The sequence below is a fragment of the Pseudomonas sp. P4_B3 genome (assembly GCF_056402295.1).
The window spans coordinates 68,340-86,597 of sequence record NZ_JBFUHR010000024.1 but is presented as its reverse complement, the minus strand read 5'-3'; the positions used below and the strand labels follow the sequence as shown (position 1 = coordinate 86,597).

Here is an 18,258-nt window from a genome sequence, read left to right as displayed (position 1 = left end):
CGACCGTTGGTCGCCCGAAAAAATAAATTAAAAAGATCGCAGCCTGCGGCAGCTCCTACGGAGTTGATACCAATCCCGTAGGAGCTGCCGCAGGCTGCGATCCTTGCCTTCAAAATCCCCACCTCTAATACCACTTCAAACCAACCCCGAGTCTGTGATTGACAGGCCGTTATCGCGAGCAGGCTCCCAGCATGTATCGCGATACTCCCGCCAAATCGTGGCATACATATGTACCACCACCTCCTCCCTCTTCCTCGCCATGCTGCCGGCTCTTTCTACCGACTGAGACCGTTTCCATGAGCACACCCACCCCCCCACCGTCTTTTGAAGAAATCAAAGGCTACCTCAACCAAATCGGCCATCACCTGCTCAACGCCCAAACCCCACTGCTGCCCGACCATAAACCCACAGCCGAACAACGCTACCTGGAACGCCTGGACGGCATCCTCAAGCGCTACCGGGAACAGTTCCTGAGCAAGGCCAAAACCCACTATCAAGGATTAGCCAACAACGACCTGAAAACCTCGGAAGGCCAGACTCTGCTCACCACTCTCAAGAGCACCTTGAACACGCATCTGATGGACATGGACCTGCGTGGGCAGATCGATGGCAGGTCACTCAAATCCTACATGACCTTCGAAGCCGGGTTCACCGCCCTGGAGCATGAGGCCAGGCTCGGCGTCCAGGATCGCCTGCTGCACCCACAAGAAGGCACGATGCTCGAAAGCGTGGCGCTGCCCCCAAGCTTGCGTCCAGGCCTGTACGCCTTGCAGTTCAGTTACCAGGCGCAACAGGTCGAGCTGGCCGGTGCCTTTGTCGCCACAGAAAAAAACAGCGTTGTAGTCAACGACCTGATGAGCGCGCAGGACGTCGGCCAAGTCTTGCTGTTCACACCTGCGCGAGGGATCGAATCGTTCAACACCCTGGCCGAACTCAACACCCACTTGCGGCAAAACATGGAGCACGCCAGCGGGCGCAGTGAGTTCATCGACAGGTTGCCCACGCGCTACCACGCCTTGAGCCCCGCCGGAATCTGGCCCCTGGAACTATCACCCATCGACGACCAGCCGTTGTTCGAACACACCGTCGGTGCACTGATCGCCAAGCGCACCCAGGATATCGACCGGGCCCTGAGCCTGGTGGACAACCCGCAGCACGACCCTGCCCAATTGATCGCGGCCCTCGACCGCGCGATCCGCAGCGCCCTGCCCGACCTCGGTGCCCGTCTGGAACTGCGCGCCCAACGCCTGCTCGAACGGTTGCTGCGCTACAGCGCACCCGATTGGTATCGCAGCGCCAGCGAGGCACACCGGGCCACGCTGGCTGAACATCTGGCCAGTTACAACCAGGCACGCCAACACCTGCTCGATCTGTTGGGCCCCGCCGCGAACCCCCAAGCCCTGGCCCGTTTTCAATGGCTGGAGCGGTTGAGCGATGACCTGGAGATTCACGACCTGAACCCGGAGCACCTACAGGTCAAAACCCAACGGCTTGTGCCCAGCGTCGGCCACTATGAACACAATCGCAACCTGATCGACCTGGCCTTGCGGGGCCTGCATACCGGCGACGAACTGCCTGGCTGCGACTTTCTGACGAAGACCACCTTTACGTATAACGGAGCGCCCTTGCCCGATGCGTACCAAGACCTGACCCCAGCGTGGATCGTGCAACAGTTGATGACCCTGCAACCTCGGTTCGACTTTGCACAGGTGCAACGAGAACTGCACGCCCGGCCCGAGTTCAGCAGCGCCATCGAGCAGATGCTCGACCAGCGGATCAACGCCCTGGCCTACACCGCCTTCCTGCAAGGCCACATTCGCGAAGACGACTACCAGGCGATCCAGCGCCTGCGCCAGGGTACCGATGCGCGACTGAGCGCAGCCACCCAGGGCGCCAGCGTCCTATCGCTGCACGGCGCGCAACTTCAGGACCTCTGGGTGTTGCGCCAGAGCGATACTGACGGGACGATCAACCGCGTACTGCTCTGCACCCCCGAGGCACCACAAGAGCACCAGTTCCAGGTGTTCGACAGCGAGCTTGCGTGCCAGCAACACATCCTCGGCTGGACCCTGGACAACGGCCTCAAGGCCCCACCCGGCACCATGACCGACTACTTGATCCGCCAGGTACCACTGCGCCTTCGCAACTCGATGAAGCACCTCTTGAGCGGTCTGAGCCTGAAGTTTCACGCCCAGGATTACAACAAGATCACGTTCAACGCTGGCAACTATCGCCAGAGCCTGAAATCGATGGCTGATCATGTACTCGCCACACGTATCGATAACTACGAATTCAATACGCCGAGTTGGTATCGCTCAGCCACCATTGATGTCAGGCGAAGACTCTCGACCCTGGCCGGGGATGCAGAAGGCAGCTTGCAGATCTACAACGACCATCCACAGTCCGAAGCCCGCGTCCAAAGCTTCGATGCCTACCTGCATGAAAAGGCCAGGGAGCGCTTGAACCAACTGCTGGGTCGCCGTCAGAACGATGTCGACCCGGACACCGTATGGGCCTATTCACCCTCCGCACTCGGCACCCGGACACCGGCGCCCATGACGTATACCCAGCTCTACCGTGATGGCTACGCCGATGGCGTCGGTTTTCTCGACGAAAAATTCTCCCGCTCGGCAAGGTACAGGGGCCCGCAAGGAGTTGACCTGAGCACCCTGAACGCCAATCCAGAAGCCGTCGCGCGCTCGGTCACCGGCGTCTGGATTGGCCAGCGCTACGTCGACAAGGTCAAGGCCGAGTTGCTGGACCCGGGCAGCCCGGCGTTTACTTTCAGGCGCAATGCGGTGCTGGCTATTACTCAACGACAGATGCTCAGTGCCGCATTGGAGTGTCGCCTGCAAGGACACATCGCCGGAGTTGACCTGCAATGGCTTGAGCGCTGCATCGCCAGTATGGGCGACACGTCGCTGGAGACTCGCGGCAACTACGCCATCCATCGCCTGCTGGTCGACGGCGAATGGGTCATCGACACCTACCTGTTCAGCCACGCTGACAACCCGGTGCTGCTCTATACGCCCCATGCCCCCGACGGCATCACCTTTCGCGAGGCCAGGCAGTTCAATTACCTGCTGAAAAAACTCCCCGACTTCATCCGCTACCTCACCCTGCGTGTCGATGTTCAATCCCGGGGCCGGATCCAGGCATTTCTGGAGGCCGCCAAACAAGGGCTGCCTGAGGACCTGGATAAAACCACCCCCAGCCCCCCACGTTACGACTCGACCCGGGCACTGCCTCCGGTGCTTGACCTGCGCCGTTTGCTGTACAACATGAAGCTGCAACGCAAGATCGACGAAGTGACCGCCACCACCACTAACCGCACTCAGATGATCACCAGCATGCTCTGGACGTGCGTGGAGTTCGTGGCCGCCATCGCCACTGCGCCTTTCCCGGTTCTGAGTCTGAGTGTTGGCCTGCTACTGGCCTTCAAGGACGGCATGCTCGCCCTGCATGCGTACAACCAGGGCGACACCTCGGCCGCCCTTGAGCACTTCGCCGGGTATCTGTTCAACAGCGCCGGCGCCCTCTTCACCGACCTGCGTCCGGTCCTGCACTCGTTCAAACCCATCGGCAAATCCGTGCGCCTGGCAGTTGCCAGCACCGAGCAAGGCCGGGCGATGAAGCTGATCAGCCAGCTGGAAACCGCCCCCCCGGCACCTGCAGGCATGCAGCCTGTGTTGTTCAACGGCGAGGTGCTCTGGGCGCCGAAGACCCCGGATGTGATCGGTCGCTACTTGCTGTATCGCCATGACCCGGTCAGCGGCAAATGGGTCTCGACCACGCGCCTGGCCGCACCGAACGCCGAGGGCATCTGGACCCGCACCGGAGTTTCCGGCGGCGCGCCGAAATATGAAACAGTGCCTGAAACTCCCGGACCGTCAAAAGACTATGGGATGCCACAGAAGTACTGGAGCAGGCTTGAGCCGGTCATGGACCCGCAGATACGGGCGCTCATGATCAGCCAGGCAGCCGATATTGACCAAGGTTTAGTCGCCACTGTGCTGGGCAGTGCCGCCAATGAACTGCGTTCGTTACGCACGGTTTACCTGCAGCAGGTCGAACGCCTGACCAAGGACGCGGACAACTTCTTCCTCTACCTCGACACGCTGCCCGCTCGCGCCAGCGTGCCTGCCGTAGATGCCAGCACCCCGCTGGCCCGACTGGTCGTCAACGATGCCTTTGCCGGCAACAGGAACCTGGTCATCGGTGCCGTGCCAGGCTCCATCGCCAGCAAGCAGGCACTGATTACCAACATGGATGCCCTGGTCAAGCAAGGTTTCAAGCGCCTGTATGTGGAGTTCCTGCCAGGGGATGTTTTCAAGCTCAAGCTTGAAAAGTTCAACCAAGGGAAATCATGGCGGCACATCAAAGAACATTTGAAGGCCATAGACCGGTCCTTCGGCATCGCAAAAGACGCCGAGTACTCTTACTTGGCCCTCGTACGCAAGGCCAGGGAAAAAGGCGTGCAAATCAAGGCGCTGGACGCCTCGACCTCCTATCGACTGGACGATGTCCTGCTCATGGGCGATAGCTCGCCGACCACGCCCCAGCCCAACAGCCTGAGAAACTACTACTCGCACAAAGTCATTGAAGCCGACATGGCCGATGCACCGCACGAACGCTGGATCGCCCTGGTCGATCGCTCGCGCATGACCACATACAACGGGACACCTGGCCTGGCTGACTTGACCAATGCGGTTGCGCTGCGCATCGAAGACGTCGGCTTGAATCAATCGGTGGGCATCTGGTCAGACACCCCCGGCAAGATACCAGGTGATGCACTCGCCAAAGGTGACTACCACATGACCCTGCAAACACCGTACAAGACACCCGAACCCATCTCGGCGGCTGCCTCTACATCCGTCGTCAGCACTGGCCATTTCAACGACTTCGATATTGCACCGTCGCTAAGAGATGAGATCGCCCGCATGAGCGACCAACCGCGCGGCCTGGACTCTCGCTACGCACCGTCCCAGCCAACGCGAACTGAAGCGTTCTCTGAATTCATCAAGCTACGCAGAAACTTGAATACCAATGCCAAGAGCTTCTTTGCCGACTATGTTCCGCCTGCCAGGCCAACGTTGCCAACGATCAGCACCAGCACCACGCCCGAGTCGTTCCTGAAACAAATCAGCGAAAGCCGCCTGCCGGGGTTGGTGATTGGCGAGGCTCACTCGGCAGAGTCGAGCAAGGCATTTCTGATAAAGCAGATGAAGCAGCAGGGCTACAAGACGCTCTACGTCGAACACCTGCTCACCGACCTGCACCAGGCTGAACTGGAGGTGTTCCATCTAACCCAGCGGTTTCCCGACAACCTCAAGGCCTACCTGAAAGCCCAGGATCGGGGACATATGCCGTTCTACAATGGCTCTGACAACTACTCGGAAGTCATCCAGGCCGCCAACAAATATGGCATCCGCATCAGGGCGCTGGACTGTACCGCCAGCTATCACCTCAAGGGCTTGCCTGATCCGGAAAAAGCCCGCAACCAGATGTTCAACTACTTCGCTTCCCGGGTCATCCTGGCCGACCAGACGGCACACGGCCCCCATAAGTGGATTGCCTTCATCGGCAGCGCCCACACCAATAACTACCAAGGCGTATCGGGACTGGCCGAAATCCTGGGCACGGTCAGCCTGCATGTCAGGGATTGCGCGCCGTCACTGTCCAGAGGCATTCACCTCGGGTACTGGGAAACCGATCTCACGGGGCCTGGCTGGAGGGCGATACGCAGTGACTTCAAACTGGAAGTCAGCAACGCCCGGCAACGAGTTCCCGCGCCCTTTGCACCTGTCGACAGGTCAAGATTACGCCAGGCGGGGCACTTCCTGATCGAACGCCCCTCGGCTGTCGAGACCAACCTGTTGCACCGCTCCCGCAGCGGTGAAATTGTTTCCACACCGATTCAGGTGGACGATAACGGATTGTTCTTTATCGACCGCTGGGACATGTCGACACGACACTTCGAGTACCAAAACATGCTGATCGAAGCACTCAAGGCAGACGTTCCCCTGACGCCAGCGCCGTAATCGGCGCCAGTCACCTATTATCACGTCCAACAAAAAACCCGCTGAAATCTCTTTCAGCGGGTTTCTCATTTCAGCAGCCAGGAAGATCAGAAATCCTCCAACCGCCATACTTCATAAGCCGGCGTCTCGTAGGGATGACTCTGTTTCAAAGCCGCCACCACCGAGCGAATCAACTCATCCGCCACCACCAACTCGACCTTCCATTCCTCGACCTGTTCGACCTGCCCCGCTTGCCCAATGAACGGCTGGCTGCCGTCCAGTGGACGAAACTGACCCAGGCCCAACACCTGCCATGCGCAGTGATCGTAAGCACCGATCCGTCCGCCACCGGCGGCGAATACGGCGCTCTTCACGTCTTCGACATGACTGGTTGGAACAAAAAAGCTGAGCTTGTACACGGCGCTTAGTTCACCCGTTCTTAGTTCACCCAGACGCGAGCATTACGGAACATGCGCATCAGCGGTGCATCTTCGTTCCAGTCATCCGAACGCCACGAGTTCTGCACGGCACGGAATACACGCTCCGGGTGCGGCATCATGATGGTCACGCGACCGTCGCGGCTGGTCAGGCCGGTGATCCCGCGCGGCGAGCCGTTCGGGTTGGCCGGGTAGCTTTCGGTGACCTTGCCGTGGTTGTCGACGAAACGCATCGCCACACAACCCGACAGATCGGCTTCCAGCAGTGCTTCTTCGCTGGCGAACTCGGCATGACCTTCGCCGTGGGCGATGGCGATCGGCATACGCGAACCGGCCATGCCTTGCAGGAAGATCGAGTTCGACTCCTGGATCTGCACCATGGCAACACGGGCTTCGAACTGCTCGGAACGGTTGCGCACGAAGTGCGGCCAGAACTCGCTGCCCGGGATCAGCTCGTGCAGGTTGGACATCATCTGGCAACCGTTGCACACGCCGAGGGTGAAGCTGTCGTTGCGTTCGAAGAAGCCCTGGAACGCATCGCGGGCACGGCTGTTGAACAGCGCGGATTTCGCCCAGCCTTCACCGGCACCCAGTACGTCGCCGTACGAGAAGCCACCGCAAGCGACCATGCCCTTGAACTCGTTCAGGTCGACACGGCCGGCCAGAATGTCGCTCATGTGCACGTCGATCGCGTTGAAACCGGCGCGGTCGAACGCCGCCGCCATTTCCACCTGACCGTTGACGCCCTGCTCACGCAGTACGGCAACCTGTGGGCGAATGCCTTTCTTGATGTAAGGCGCGGCGATGTCCTGGTTGATGTCGTAGCTCAGCTTGACGCTCAGGCCCGGGTTGTCTTCTTCCAGCAGCACGTCGAACTCTTGCTCGGCGCAGTCGGCGTTGTCGCGCAGACGCTGGATCTGGTAGCTGGTCTCGGCCCACTGACGCTGCAGCAGACGACGCTGGCCTTCGAACACGGTTTCGCCGTTGAAGGTGATGCTGATCTCGCCGTTGTTCATCGGCTGACCGATCACCGACACGCAGTCACCCAGGCCGGCAGCGCTGAACTGCGCAAGGATGTCCGGCGTAGCGTCCTGGCGAACCTGGATCACGGCGCCCAGTTCTTCGTTGAACAGGATGGCGGCGATGTCGGCGGAGGTTTCTGCCAGACCGTCGAGGTTCAGGCTCAGGCCGCAGTGACCGGCGAACGCCATCTCGACAACGCTGGTCAGCAGACCACCGTCGGAACGGTCGTGGTAAGCCAGCAGGTGGCCGTCGGCGTTGAGGCCCTGGATCACGGCGAAGAAGGCTTTCAGGTCTTCGGCGTCATCGACGTCCGGAGCCTGCTTGCCGAGCTTGCCGTGAACCTGCGCGAGGATCGAGGCGCCCATGCGGTTCTGGCCACGACCCAGGTCGATCAGGATCAGGTCGGTGGTGCCCTTGTCCATGCGCAGTTGCGGAGTCAGGGTCTGACGGATGTCAGTCACTGGCGCGAAACCGGTCACGATCAGGGACATCGGCGAAGTCACGGACTTGTCCACGCCTTCATCGTTCCAGCGCGTGGCCATGGACATCGAGTCCTTGCCCACCGGAATGGTGATGCCCAGCTCAGGGCACAGCTCCATGCCGACCGCTTTCACGGTGTCGTACAGGCGTGCATCTTCACCCGGGTGACCGGCAGCGGACATCCAGTTCGCCGACAACTTGATGTCGGAGATCTTGCCGATGCGCGAAGCGGCGATGTTGGTCAGGGTTTCGCCGATGGCCATGCGGCCCGACGCCGGAGCGTCCAGCAGTGCCAGCGGAGTACGCTCGCCCATGGCCATGGCTTCACCGGTGTAGACGTCGAAGCTGGTGGCGGTGACGGCAACGTCGGCCACCGGCACCTGCCACGGGCCGACCATCTGGTCACGGGCCACGAGGCCGGTGATGGTGCGGTCGCCGATGGTGATCAGGAAGCTCTTGCTCGCCACGGCCGGGTGATGCAGGACGCGCTCGACGCAGTTGGCGATGTCGAGGGTCGACGGATCGAAATCATCGCCCAGTTCGTTTTCACGAACCACCGAACGGTGCATGCGCGGGGCTTTGCCCAGCAACACTTCCAGCGGCATGTCCACCGGGCTGTTGCCGAAGTGGCTGTCGGTGACGGTCAGCTGCGGTTCGGCAGTGGCTTCGCCGACTACGGCAAACGGGCAACGCTCACGTTCGCAGATCGCCTTGAAGCGCTCGAAGTCAGCCGGGCCGACGGCCAGGACGTAACGTTCCTGGGATTCGTTGGACCAGATTTCGTGCGGGGCCATGCCCGGCTCGTCGTTTGGAATGTTGCGCAGTTCGAAACGGCCACCACGGTCACCGTCGTTGACCAGCTCCGGGAAGGCGTTGGACAGACCGCCCGCACCCACGTCGTGGATGAAGCTGATCGGGTTCTTGTCGCCCAGTTGCCAGCAACGGTCGATGACTTCCTGGCAGCGACGTTCCATTTCCGGGTTTTCGCGCTGTACCGAAGCGAAGTCCAGGTCTGCCGAGCTTGTGCCGGTGGCCATGGAGGAAGCCGCGCCGCCGCCCAGGCCGATCAGCATCGCCGGGCCGCCGAGCACGATCAGCTTGGAGCCGACCAGGATCTCGCCTTTCTTGACGTGTTCTTCACGGATGTTGCCCATACCGCCAGCCAGCATGATCGGCTTGTGGTAACCACGAACTTCGTCGCCGTGCGGGGTGGTGATCGATTGTTCGAAGGTACGGAAGTAGCCGGTCAGGGCCGGACGACCGAATTCGTTGTTGAACGCAGCGCCGCCCAGCGGGCCTTCGATCATGATGTCCAGCGCAGTAACGATGCGCTCAGGCTTGCCGTACGGCACTTCCCACGGCTGTTCGAAGCCCGGGATCTGCAGGTTGGACACGGTGAAACCGGTCAGGCCAGCCTTTGGCTTGGCGCCACGGCCGGTCGCGCCTTCGTCGCGGATCTCGCCGCCGGAACCGGTGGATGCGCCCGGGAACGGGGCAATCGCGGTCGGGTGGTTGTGGGTTTCAACCTTCATCAGGATGTGCACCGGCTCCTGCACCGCGCCGTACTGGCGGGTCTCAGGGTCCGGGAAGAAACGACCGGCCACGGAGCCGACGATCACCGAAGCGTTGTCCTTATAAGCAGACAGGACACCTTCGCTGTGCATCACGTAGGTGTTCTTGATCATGCCGAACAGGCTTTTTTCCTGGCTCTGGCCATCGATGTCCCAACTGGCGTTGAAGATCTTGTGACGGCAGTGCTCGGAGTTCGCCTGGGCGAACATCATCAGTTCGATGTCGTGCGGGTTGCGCTTCAAGCCGACGAAGGCATTGACCAGATAGTCGATCTCGTCTTCGGCCAGGGCCAGGCCCAGCTCGGTGTTGGCTTTTTCCAGCGCGGCGCGGCCGCCACCCAGCACGTCGATGGCGGTCAGGGGTTTCGGTTCGGCGTGGCTGAACAGACCGGCGGCCTGTTCGAGGTTGCCCAGGACGATCTGGGTCATGCGGTCGTGCAGACCGTCGGCGATCAACCGAGCTTCAGCGTCGCTGAACTGGCCGGCCACATAGAACGCGATGCCGCGCTCCAGGCGCTGGATTTTCGCCAGGCCACAGTTGCGAGCGATGTCGCTGGCCTTGCTCGACCATGGCGAGATGGTGCCAAAACGCGGCAGCACCAGAAACAGACGACCGGTCGGTTCTTGTACCGGAACGCTTGGACCGTACTTCAGAAGGCGCGCAAGCACCTGCTGTTCGTCGCCGGTCAGGACGCCGGTAACTTCGGCGAAGTGAGCGAATTCAGCATACAGGCCACTGACAGCCGGAACCTTCTGGCTCAGTTGCTCAAGGAGTTTGCTGTGGCGAAAGGCAGAAAGGGCAGGAGCGCCGCGCAGGATCAACATCTTCGGGACAGCCTCGGGAAGGGGTGTGCTTTGAGGCCGTGCATTCTAGCCTAAACAGCCCGCGACAGCACCCGAAACGCTACGCACGGTTGCACTCGGGTCTCGATCTGTGTTTCTGCCTCTAAAGTCAGGTTAACCGGGTGTGTGACAACAGCTTATTTTTACTGCGAAAAAATGCAGGCAAGGCCCATTTCTGGGGGGTTTCAGCCGTTTTTGTGATCTCTAGCAGACAACCCCCTCACTGTCGAGATATGGCGCCCGTGGTCCTTTGCGTATACTGCGCAGATGTTTTTCCCAACGGCTTTGCGTCCGCGGTACGCCAAATGGCTGATCGCAACCGGACTCTTCCTGATGCTCGGTGGCTGTGTTGATAAACCCAACACGCTCGAGCGCGTAAAGGAGGATGGTGTGCTGCGGGTGGTTACCCGAAACAGCCCCGCCACCTACTTTCAGGATCGCAACGGTGAAACCGGCTTCGAATACGAGCTGGTGAAGCGCTTCGCCGACGATCTGGGGGTCGAGCTCAAGATCGAGACGGCCGACAACCTCGATGACCTGTTCAACCAGGTCGGCAAGCCCAATGGCCCGGTACTGGCGGCTGCCGGCCTGGTCAGCAGCGAAGAACGCAAGAAGCAGGTGCGTTTCTCGCACTCCTATCTGGAAGTCACCCCGCAGATCATCTACCGCAACGGCCAGTCACGGCCGACCGACGCAAAGGATCTGGTGGGCAAGAAGATCATGGTGCTCAAGGGCAGCACCCACGCCGAACAACTGGCGCAGCTGAAACAGAAATTTCCCGGCATCGAATACGAAGAGTCTGACGCAGTCGAGGTCGTCGATCTCCTGCGCATGGTGGACGAAGGACAGATCGACCTGACCCTGGTCGACTCCAACGAAGTAGCGATGAACCAGGTGTACTTCACCAACATCCGTGTCGCCTTCGACCTTGGTGACGCCAGCAACCAGAGCTGGGCCGTCGCGCCGGGCGACGACAACAGCCTGCTCAACGAAATCAACGAGTACCTCGACGAGGTCAAGAAAAACGGCACCCTGCAACGCCTCAAGGATCGTTACTACGGGCATGTCGACGTCCTCGGCTACATGGGCGCCACCACGTTTGCCCAACACTTGCAGCAACGCCTGCCCAAGTACGAACAGCACTTCAAGTCGTACGCCAAGAAAGAGAAAGTCGACTGGCGCCTGCTGGCGGCCATCGGATACCAGGAGTCGTTGTGGCAACCGGCCGTCACGTCCAAGACCGGCGTGCGCGGCCTGATGATGCTGACCCAGAACACCGCGCAGGCCATGGGCGTGTCCAACCGCCTGGACCCCAGGCAGAGCATCATGGGCGGCGCAAAGTACCTGGCCTACATGAAAGACCAGCTCGACGGTTCGATTCAGGAACCGGACCGTACCTGGTTTGCTCTGGCGGCCTACAACATCGGCAGCGGCCACCTGGATGACGCACGCAAACTGGCGGCCAAGGAAGGGCTGAACCCGGACAAATGGCTGGATGTGAAGAAGATCCTGCCGCGCCTGTCGGAAAAGAAGTGGTACAGCAAAACCCGTTACGGCTACGCCCGTGGCGGCGAACCGGTGCATTTCGTGGCGAACATCCGTCGCTACTACGACATCCTGACCTGGGTCACGCAGCCTCAGCTTGAAGGCGACCAGGTCGCCGAGGGCAAACTGCTTGTTCCGGGGATCGACAAGACCAAGCCGGCGCAAGAGCCTGCTCCGCTATAAAGCAAAAGATCGCAGCCTGCGGCAGCTCCTACAGGGAAACGCATTCCCATGTAGGAGCTGCCATAGGCTGCGATCTTTTGATCTTATGCCTTGGCAGCCGCCGCCAGAATCAGCGCCTTCATCTCCGAAACAGCCGACTTGAAGCCAACGAACAGCGCATGGGCCACCAGCGCATGGCCGATGTTCAGCTCGTTGATGCCCTTGATCGCCGCCACGGCTTCAACGTTGTGATAGTGCAGGCCATGGCCGGCATTGACGATCAGGCCCTGGGCCAGGCCGAAGGCCACGCCATCGGCCACACGCTTGAGTTCTTCGGCGACTTCGGTCGGCGTCTCGGCATCGGCATAACGCCCGGTGTGCAGTTCGATGGCAGGCGCGCCGACACGGCGGGAGGCTTCGATCTGGCGCTCATCGGCATCGATGAACAGCGACACCTCGGAGCCGAGCTTCGACAGGCGCTCGACCGCTGCCTTGATCCGCGCTTCCTGCCCCGCCACGTCCAGGCCACCTTCGGTGGTCAGCTCCTGACGGGTTTCCGGCACCAGGCAAATGTGCGCCGGGCGGATGCGCTCGGCGAACTGCATCATTTCTTCGGTGACACCCATTTCGAAGTTCATGCGGGTTTGCAGCACGTCCTTGAGCAGCAGAACGTCGCGCTCCTGAATGTGCCGGCGGTCCTCGCGCAGGTGCACGGTGATGCCGTCAGCGCCCGCCTCTTCCGCGTCCAGTGCTGCCTTGACCGGGTCCGGGTAACGGGTGCCCCGGGCCTGACGCAGGGTGGCAACGTGGTCGATGTTCACGCCAAGAAGAATGCGGGTGCTGGTGGTCACGGAAAGCGCTCCAGAAGAAGAGAAAGTTCGGTGCACAGCATACACGGGGAATTTACGGCTTTCGAAACAACTCTCGGGAAACCAGCGGTCGACCGCCCAGATGAACAGCCAGAGCTTGGCGCATCAGACGCTTGGCTGCCGATAGAGCACCCGGTGCGCTCCAGTCGGCTTCGGCCATGGCCAGCAGTTCAGTGCCATTGAACAGACCGGGTTGCAGCAGGTAGACACGTTCAAGCCCCGCATCCACTTGCAAACGATAGAGGCCGTCGGGAGCGATGGCATCACTGTGGATATCCGTGGTCAGTGAGAATCCGTATCCGAGGTCATCGAGCAGGCGCCACTCGAAGGAACGCAGCAACGGCTCCAGCGCGCGGCCCTCGGCCAAGGCGAGCAAAGTGGCGGCGTAATGATCGAACACGGCGGGGTGCGGATCTTCGGCGGGCAGCAGACGAATCAGCAGTTCATTGAGGTAAAGACCGCTGAACAGCGCCTCGCCATTGAGCCAGGTGGAAACGCCGGCACTTTCCATGCGCCCGACATTCTTCAGCTCACCCTTGCCCCGGAACTCCACTTCCAGCGGCACGAATGGCCGCGCCAACGTCCCGGCCTTGCCCCGCGCACTGCGCAACACCGCCCGCAGCCGGCCTTGCGGCGTCAGGAAATCCACCAGAGCACTGTTTTCACGGTAGGCGCGGGAGTGCAGGACGTAGGCGGGTTGGGCGATGGGCGGAGCAGTCGACATGGCGAAGATTTACCGGTCAGGAAACACAAAAAGATCGCAGCCTTCGGCAGCTCCTACATGGGTATTGTGTACACCCGTAGGAGCTGCCGAAGGCTGCGATCTTTTGATCGTTGAATCCTTGTTACAAGTCGCCATAACCCAACGAACGCAACGCACGCTCGTCATCGGACCAGCCGCCCTTAACCTTGACCCACAGGTTGAGCATGATCTTGGAGTCGAACAGCAGCTCCATGTCCTTGCGCGCTTCGGTGCCGATACGCTTGATGCGCTCGCCCTTGTCGCCAATGATGATTTTCTTCTGGCCGTCACGCTCGACGAGGATCAAGGCATGGATATGCAGGGTCTTGCCCTGCTGCTTGAACTCTTCGATTTCGACGGTGATCTGGTACGGCAGCTCGGCGCCCATCTGGCGCATGATTTTCTCGCGCACCAGCTCGGCGGCGAGGAAGCGGCTGCTGCGGTCGGTGATCTGGTCTTCCGGGAAGAAGTGATCGTTTTCCGGCAGGTGCTCGGCAATCACGCGTTCCAGTGCATCGAGGTTGTGCCCGTGCTGCGCGGAAATCGGGATGATCTGCGCATTCGGCAACTGTTCCTGCAACCAGCTCAGGTGCGGCATCAGCTCGGCTTTGTCTTCGATGCGATCGGTCTTGTTCAGCGCTACGATCAGCGGGCCGGTCACGTACTGGACGCGCTCGAGAACCATCTGGTCCTCTTCGGTCCATTTGGTGCGGTCGACCACGAAGATCACCACGTCGACGTCTTTCAACGCCGCCGAAGCGGTCTTGTTCATGTAGCGGTTCAGAGCCTTTTCGCCGCCCTTGTGCATGCCAGGGGTGTCGACGTAGATCGCCTGCACGTCGCCCTCGGTCTTGATGCCGAGCATGTTGTGACGAGTGGTTTGCGGTTTGCGCGAGGTGATCGCCAGCTTCTGACCCAGGATGTGGTTCAGCAGCGTGGACTTGCCCACGTTCGGACGGCCGACGATGGCAACATAGCCACAGCGAGTTGCATTTGTATCAGTCATTGCCATTCTCCACACCCAGGGCAATCAGTGCTGCGGCGGCCGCTACCTGTTCGGCAATACGACGACTCACACCCTGACCTCGGCTTTTTTCATTCAGTAAGATGATTTCGCATTCGACGAAGAACGTCCGGCAATGCGGCTCACCCTGGATATCCACCACTTCGTAACGCGGCAGCTCACAACCCCGGGACTGCAGGAACTCTTGCAGGCGGGTCTTTGGATCTTTGTTGGTGTCGACCAGCGTCAAACCTTCGAACTCGCCGGCCAGCCAGGCGAGCACACGCTCACGGGCCATTTCCATACCGGCATCGAGGTAGATCGCACCGATCAGCGCTTCCAGTGCATCGGCCAGAATCGACTCGCGACGGAAACCGCCGCTTTTCAGCTCGCCCGAACCCAGGCGCAGGTATTCGCCCAAATCGAAACCACGGGCCAGAACGGCCAGGGTCTCACCTTTGACCAGGCGCGCGCGCAAACGCGACAACTGGCCTTCGCGGGCCAGCGGGAAGCGCTCGAACAGCGCCTCGCCAGCGACGAAGTTGAGGATGGCGTCACCGAGGAATTCCAGGCGTTCGTTGTTACGCCCGGCAAAGCTGCGGTGAGTCAGGGCCAGGACCATCAGCTCCTGATCCTTGAAGGTGTAGCCGAGCTGACGCTCTAGACGGCTTAAGGAGACGCTCACGATTTACCCACGCTGAGTTCGTGGCTGGATTCCACCGCCATCGCCGTGAGGCGGCGCAGGCTTGGGACAATTAACGCTGTGTTCAAAAATAACATCCTGAATATCATTGTTTTCATGCGTCTGGCGCCCATTGTGCCGGTTCCAGAAATGCATTCGGCGCTGTGTTCAACAGCGCCGTGTCTGATTACTTGATCAGGCCAACCCGCGAGAAATTCGGCAGGTGGCTGAGTTTGGGTTCCGGCCAGCTCATCCAGACCGCGAAGGCCTTGCCGACGATATTCTTGTCGGGAACCATGCCCAGCAGATCCTTGGGAATGCTTGGATCATCCCAGTAGCGACTGTCGTTCGAGTTGTCGCGGTTATCGCCCATCATGAAGTAGTGCCCGGCCGGCACGGTCCACGAATGGTCCGGCATGGCGCGGTAGCGGCTCATTTCCTTGCGGATCATGTGCTCGGCCGCACCGAGTTTTTCCTTGTAGAGCTCAGCGCTGCCCAGCGTGCCCGGCTCGGCGCCGACCAGTTGCTCGGCAATCGATTGACCGTTGACGAACAGGCGCTTGTCGGCGGTGTAGCGAACCGTGTCGCCCGGCAAACCAACTACACGCTTGATGTAGTTGACGTTCGGGTCGCTCGGGTAGCGGAACACCATCACATCGCCGCGCTGTGGATCACCGACTTCGATGACTTTCTTGTCGATCACCGGCAAGCGGATCCCGTAGGAAAACTTGCTCACCAGGATGAAGTCGCCGACATCCAGGGTTGGCTTCATCGAACCGGAAGGAATCTGGAACGGTTCCACCAGGAACGAACGCAGCACCAGCACGATGAACAACACCGGGAAGAACGACTTGCCGTATTCAACCAGCAGCGGTTCCTTGCTCAGTTTCTCGACCACTGCGCCATCAAGCTGGCTCACACTGCCCTGATAGGCATTGATGGCAGACCGGCGCCGTGGCGCCAGGAACAACAGATCGAGCAACGCCAAAAGACCGCAGACGAATACGGCGATGACCAGCAACAGCGGGAAATTTAGTGACATAGGACCTAACTATCCAACCTGAGCACTGCAAGGAAGGCTTCCTGTGGAATTTCCACGTTGCCGACTTGCTTCATGCGTTTTTTACCGGCCTTTTGCTTTTCCAGCAGCTTCTTCTTACGGCTGACGTCACCACCGTAGCATTTGGCCAATACGTTCTTTCTGAGCGCCTTGACGGTTGTCCGCGCCACAATCTGCCCGCCAATGGCGGCCTGGATTGCCACGTCGAACATCTGCCGCGGAATCAGTTCCTTCATTTTCTCGGTCAACTGGCGACCTTTGTAGTGCGAATTGTCGCGGTGCACGATCAGCGCCAGGGCGTCGACCTTGTCACCGTTGATCAGCACGTCCAGTTTCACCAGACTAGCCGATTGGTAACGATCGAAATGGTAGTCCAGCGAAGCATAGCCGCGACTGGTGGATTTCAGGCGATCGAAGAAGTCCAGCACCACTTCGTTCATCGGCAGGTCGTAGGTCACTTGTACCTGGGAGCCGAGGAACAGCATGTCGACCTGCACACCGCGTTTTTCGATGCACAGGGTAATGACGTTGCCCAGGTGCTCTTGCGGCACAAGGATATTGGCGCGCACGATCGGCTCGCGCATGTCTTCGATGGAAGACAGATCCGGCAGCTTCGACGGGTTATCGACGTAGATCGTCTCGCCGGTCTTGAGCAGCAGCTCGAAGATTACCGTCGGCGCCGTGGTGATCAGGTCCAGGTTGTACTCGCGCTCCAGGCGCTCCTGGATGATTTCCATGTGCAGCATGCCGAGGAACCCGCAACGGAAGCCGAAGCCCAGGGCGTCGGAGCTTTCCGGGGTGTACTGCAGGGACGAGTCGTTGAGCGTGAGCTTTTGCAGGGCCTCACGGAAATCTTCGAAGTCGTCGGAGCTGACCGGGAACAGACCGGCGTAAACCTGCGGCTGAATGCGTTTGAAGCCTGGTAGTACATCAACGTCCGGCGTCGAGCTCAAGGTCAGGGTGTCACCGACCGGTGCACCGTGAATGTCCTTGATACTGGCGATGATGAAGCCCACTTCACCGGCCTTCAGGTCAACGGTAGGGGTGTGTTTCGGGTTGAATACACCGACGCTGTCCACCAGGTGGATCTTGCCGGTGGATTTGACCAGGATCTTGTCGCCCTTCTTCACACGACCGTGGCGCACGCGTACCAGGGAAACAACGCCCAGGTAGTTGTCGAACCAGGAGTCGATGATCAACGCTTGCAGCGGATCTTCGTAGTTACCGGTTGGCGCAGGAATGGTGGCGACCAGGCGTTCGAGTACTTCGTCGACGCCCAGACCGGTCTTGGCAGAGCACTCGACTGCATCGGTAGCGTCGATGCCGATGATTTTTTCGATTTCTTCTTTAACACGGTCCGGATCGGCCTGTGGCAGGTCGATCTTGTTCAGCACCGGCATCACTTCCAGGCCCTGCTCGATCGCCGTGTAGCAGTTGGCAACCGACTGAGCTTCAACGCCTTGACCGGCATCGACCACCAGCAGCGCGCCTTCACAGGCGGCCAGCGAACGGCTCACCTCATAGGTGAAGTCAACGTGGCCGGGGGTATCAATGAAGTTCAGCTGGTAGTTGATACCGTCGCGAGCCTTGTAATACAGGGTGACGCTGTGCGCCTTGATGGTGATCCCGCGTTCACGCTCAAGGTCCATGGAGTCCAGGACCTGGGCTTCCATTTCGCGCTCGGCGAGGCCGCCACACATCTGGATGAAGCGATCGGCCAGCGTCGACTTGCCATGGTCAATGTGGGCGATGATGGAGAAATTGCGGATATGACTCAAATCACTCACGGATCAACACTCAAAAAGGCTGCAGGCATGGCCC

At 60.1% G+C, this 18,258-nt stretch carries 10 protein-coding genes; 2 read left to right on the top strand and 8 right to left on the bottom strand.

Annotated features, from left to right (window positions below):
- Positions 1-296: 296 nt before the first annotated feature.
- Positions 297-6,041 (top strand): membrane-targeted effector domain-containing toxin, encoded by a 5,745-nt coding sequence (locus tag AC1DWG_RS25140; protein WP_477788474.1) that lies wholly within the window; start codon positions 297-299, stop codon positions 6,039-6,041.
- Between the two features lie 86 nt (positions 6,042-6,127).
- Here AC1DWG_RS25140 and AC1DWG_RS25135 read toward each other — a convergent pair whose 3' ends face one another.
- Positions 6,128-6,439: an NGG1p interacting factor NIF3 gene (locus tag AC1DWG_RS25135; RefSeq protein WP_477788473.1), complete on the bottom strand. Its 312-nt coding sequence runs from the start codon at positions 6,437-6,439 to the stop codon at positions 6,128-6,130.
- A gap of 20 nt (positions 6,440-6,459) precedes the next feature.
- Entirely contained in the window at positions 6,460-10,356 is a 3,897-nt protein-coding gene (gene purL / locus AC1DWG_RS25130; protein WP_477763306.1) for a phosphoribosylformylglycinamidine synthase, read from the bottom strand.
- A 285-nt stretch (positions 10,357-10,641) separates the two neighbouring features.
- Here purL and mltF point away from each other — a divergent pair, with 285 nt between their 5' ends.
- Positions 10,642-12,102, top strand: coding sequence for a membrane-bound lytic murein transglycosylase MltF (mltF, locus tag AC1DWG_RS25125; protein ID WP_477753515.1), 1,461 nt, complete (start codon positions 10,642-10,644; stop codon positions 12,100-12,102).
- Positions 12,103-12,185: 83 nt separating this feature from the next.
- Here the strand turns inward: mltF and pdxJ are convergent, their stop codons facing one another.
- From pdxJ to lepA, 6 genes are all read right to left on the bottom strand, one after another.
- A complete protein-coding gene (pdxJ, locus tag AC1DWG_RS25120) occupies positions 12,186-12,932 on the bottom strand; it encodes a pyridoxine 5'-phosphate synthase (protein ID WP_477753516.1) in 747 nt (248 codons plus the stop codon).
- Between the two features lie 52 nt (positions 12,933-12,984).
- Positions 12,985-13,674 carry a DNA repair protein RecO gene (gene recO, locus AC1DWG_RS25115; protein ID WP_477763305.1) on the bottom strand — a complete coding sequence of 230 codons (690 nt, stop codon included), beginning with the start codon at positions 13,672-13,674 and terminating at the stop codon, positions 12,985-12,987.
- 121 nt (positions 13,675-13,795) lie between these two features.
- Positions 13,796-14,698 carry a GTPase Era gene (gene era, locus AC1DWG_RS25110; protein WP_007973959.1) on the bottom strand — a complete coding sequence of 301 codons (903 nt, stop codon included), beginning with the start codon at positions 14,696-14,698 and terminating at the stop codon, positions 13,796-13,798.
- Positions 14,691-15,380 carry a ribonuclease III gene (rnc, locus tag AC1DWG_RS25105; RefSeq protein ID WP_008053221.1) on the bottom strand — a complete coding sequence of 230 codons (690 nt, stop codon included), beginning with the start codon at positions 15,378-15,380 and terminating at the stop codon, positions 14,691-14,693. Before rnc ends, era begins: the two co-directional genes overlap by 8 nt.
- 184 nt (positions 15,381-15,564) lie before the next feature.
- Complete coding sequence (gene lepB, locus AC1DWG_RS25100; protein WP_477763304.1) at positions 15,565-16,419, bottom strand: signal peptidase I; 855 nt, start codon at positions 16,417-16,419, stop codon at positions 15,565-15,567.
- 5 nt (positions 16,420-16,424) lie between these two features.
- The gene (gene lepA, locus AC1DWG_RS25095) at positions 16,425-18,224 is read right to left on the bottom strand and encodes a translation elongation factor 4 (RefSeq protein WP_477759833.1); all 1,800 of its coding nucleotides are present in this window, start codon (positions 18,222-18,224) and stop codon (positions 16,425-16,427) included.
- Between the last annotated feature and the right edge of the window lie 34 nt (positions 18,225-18,258).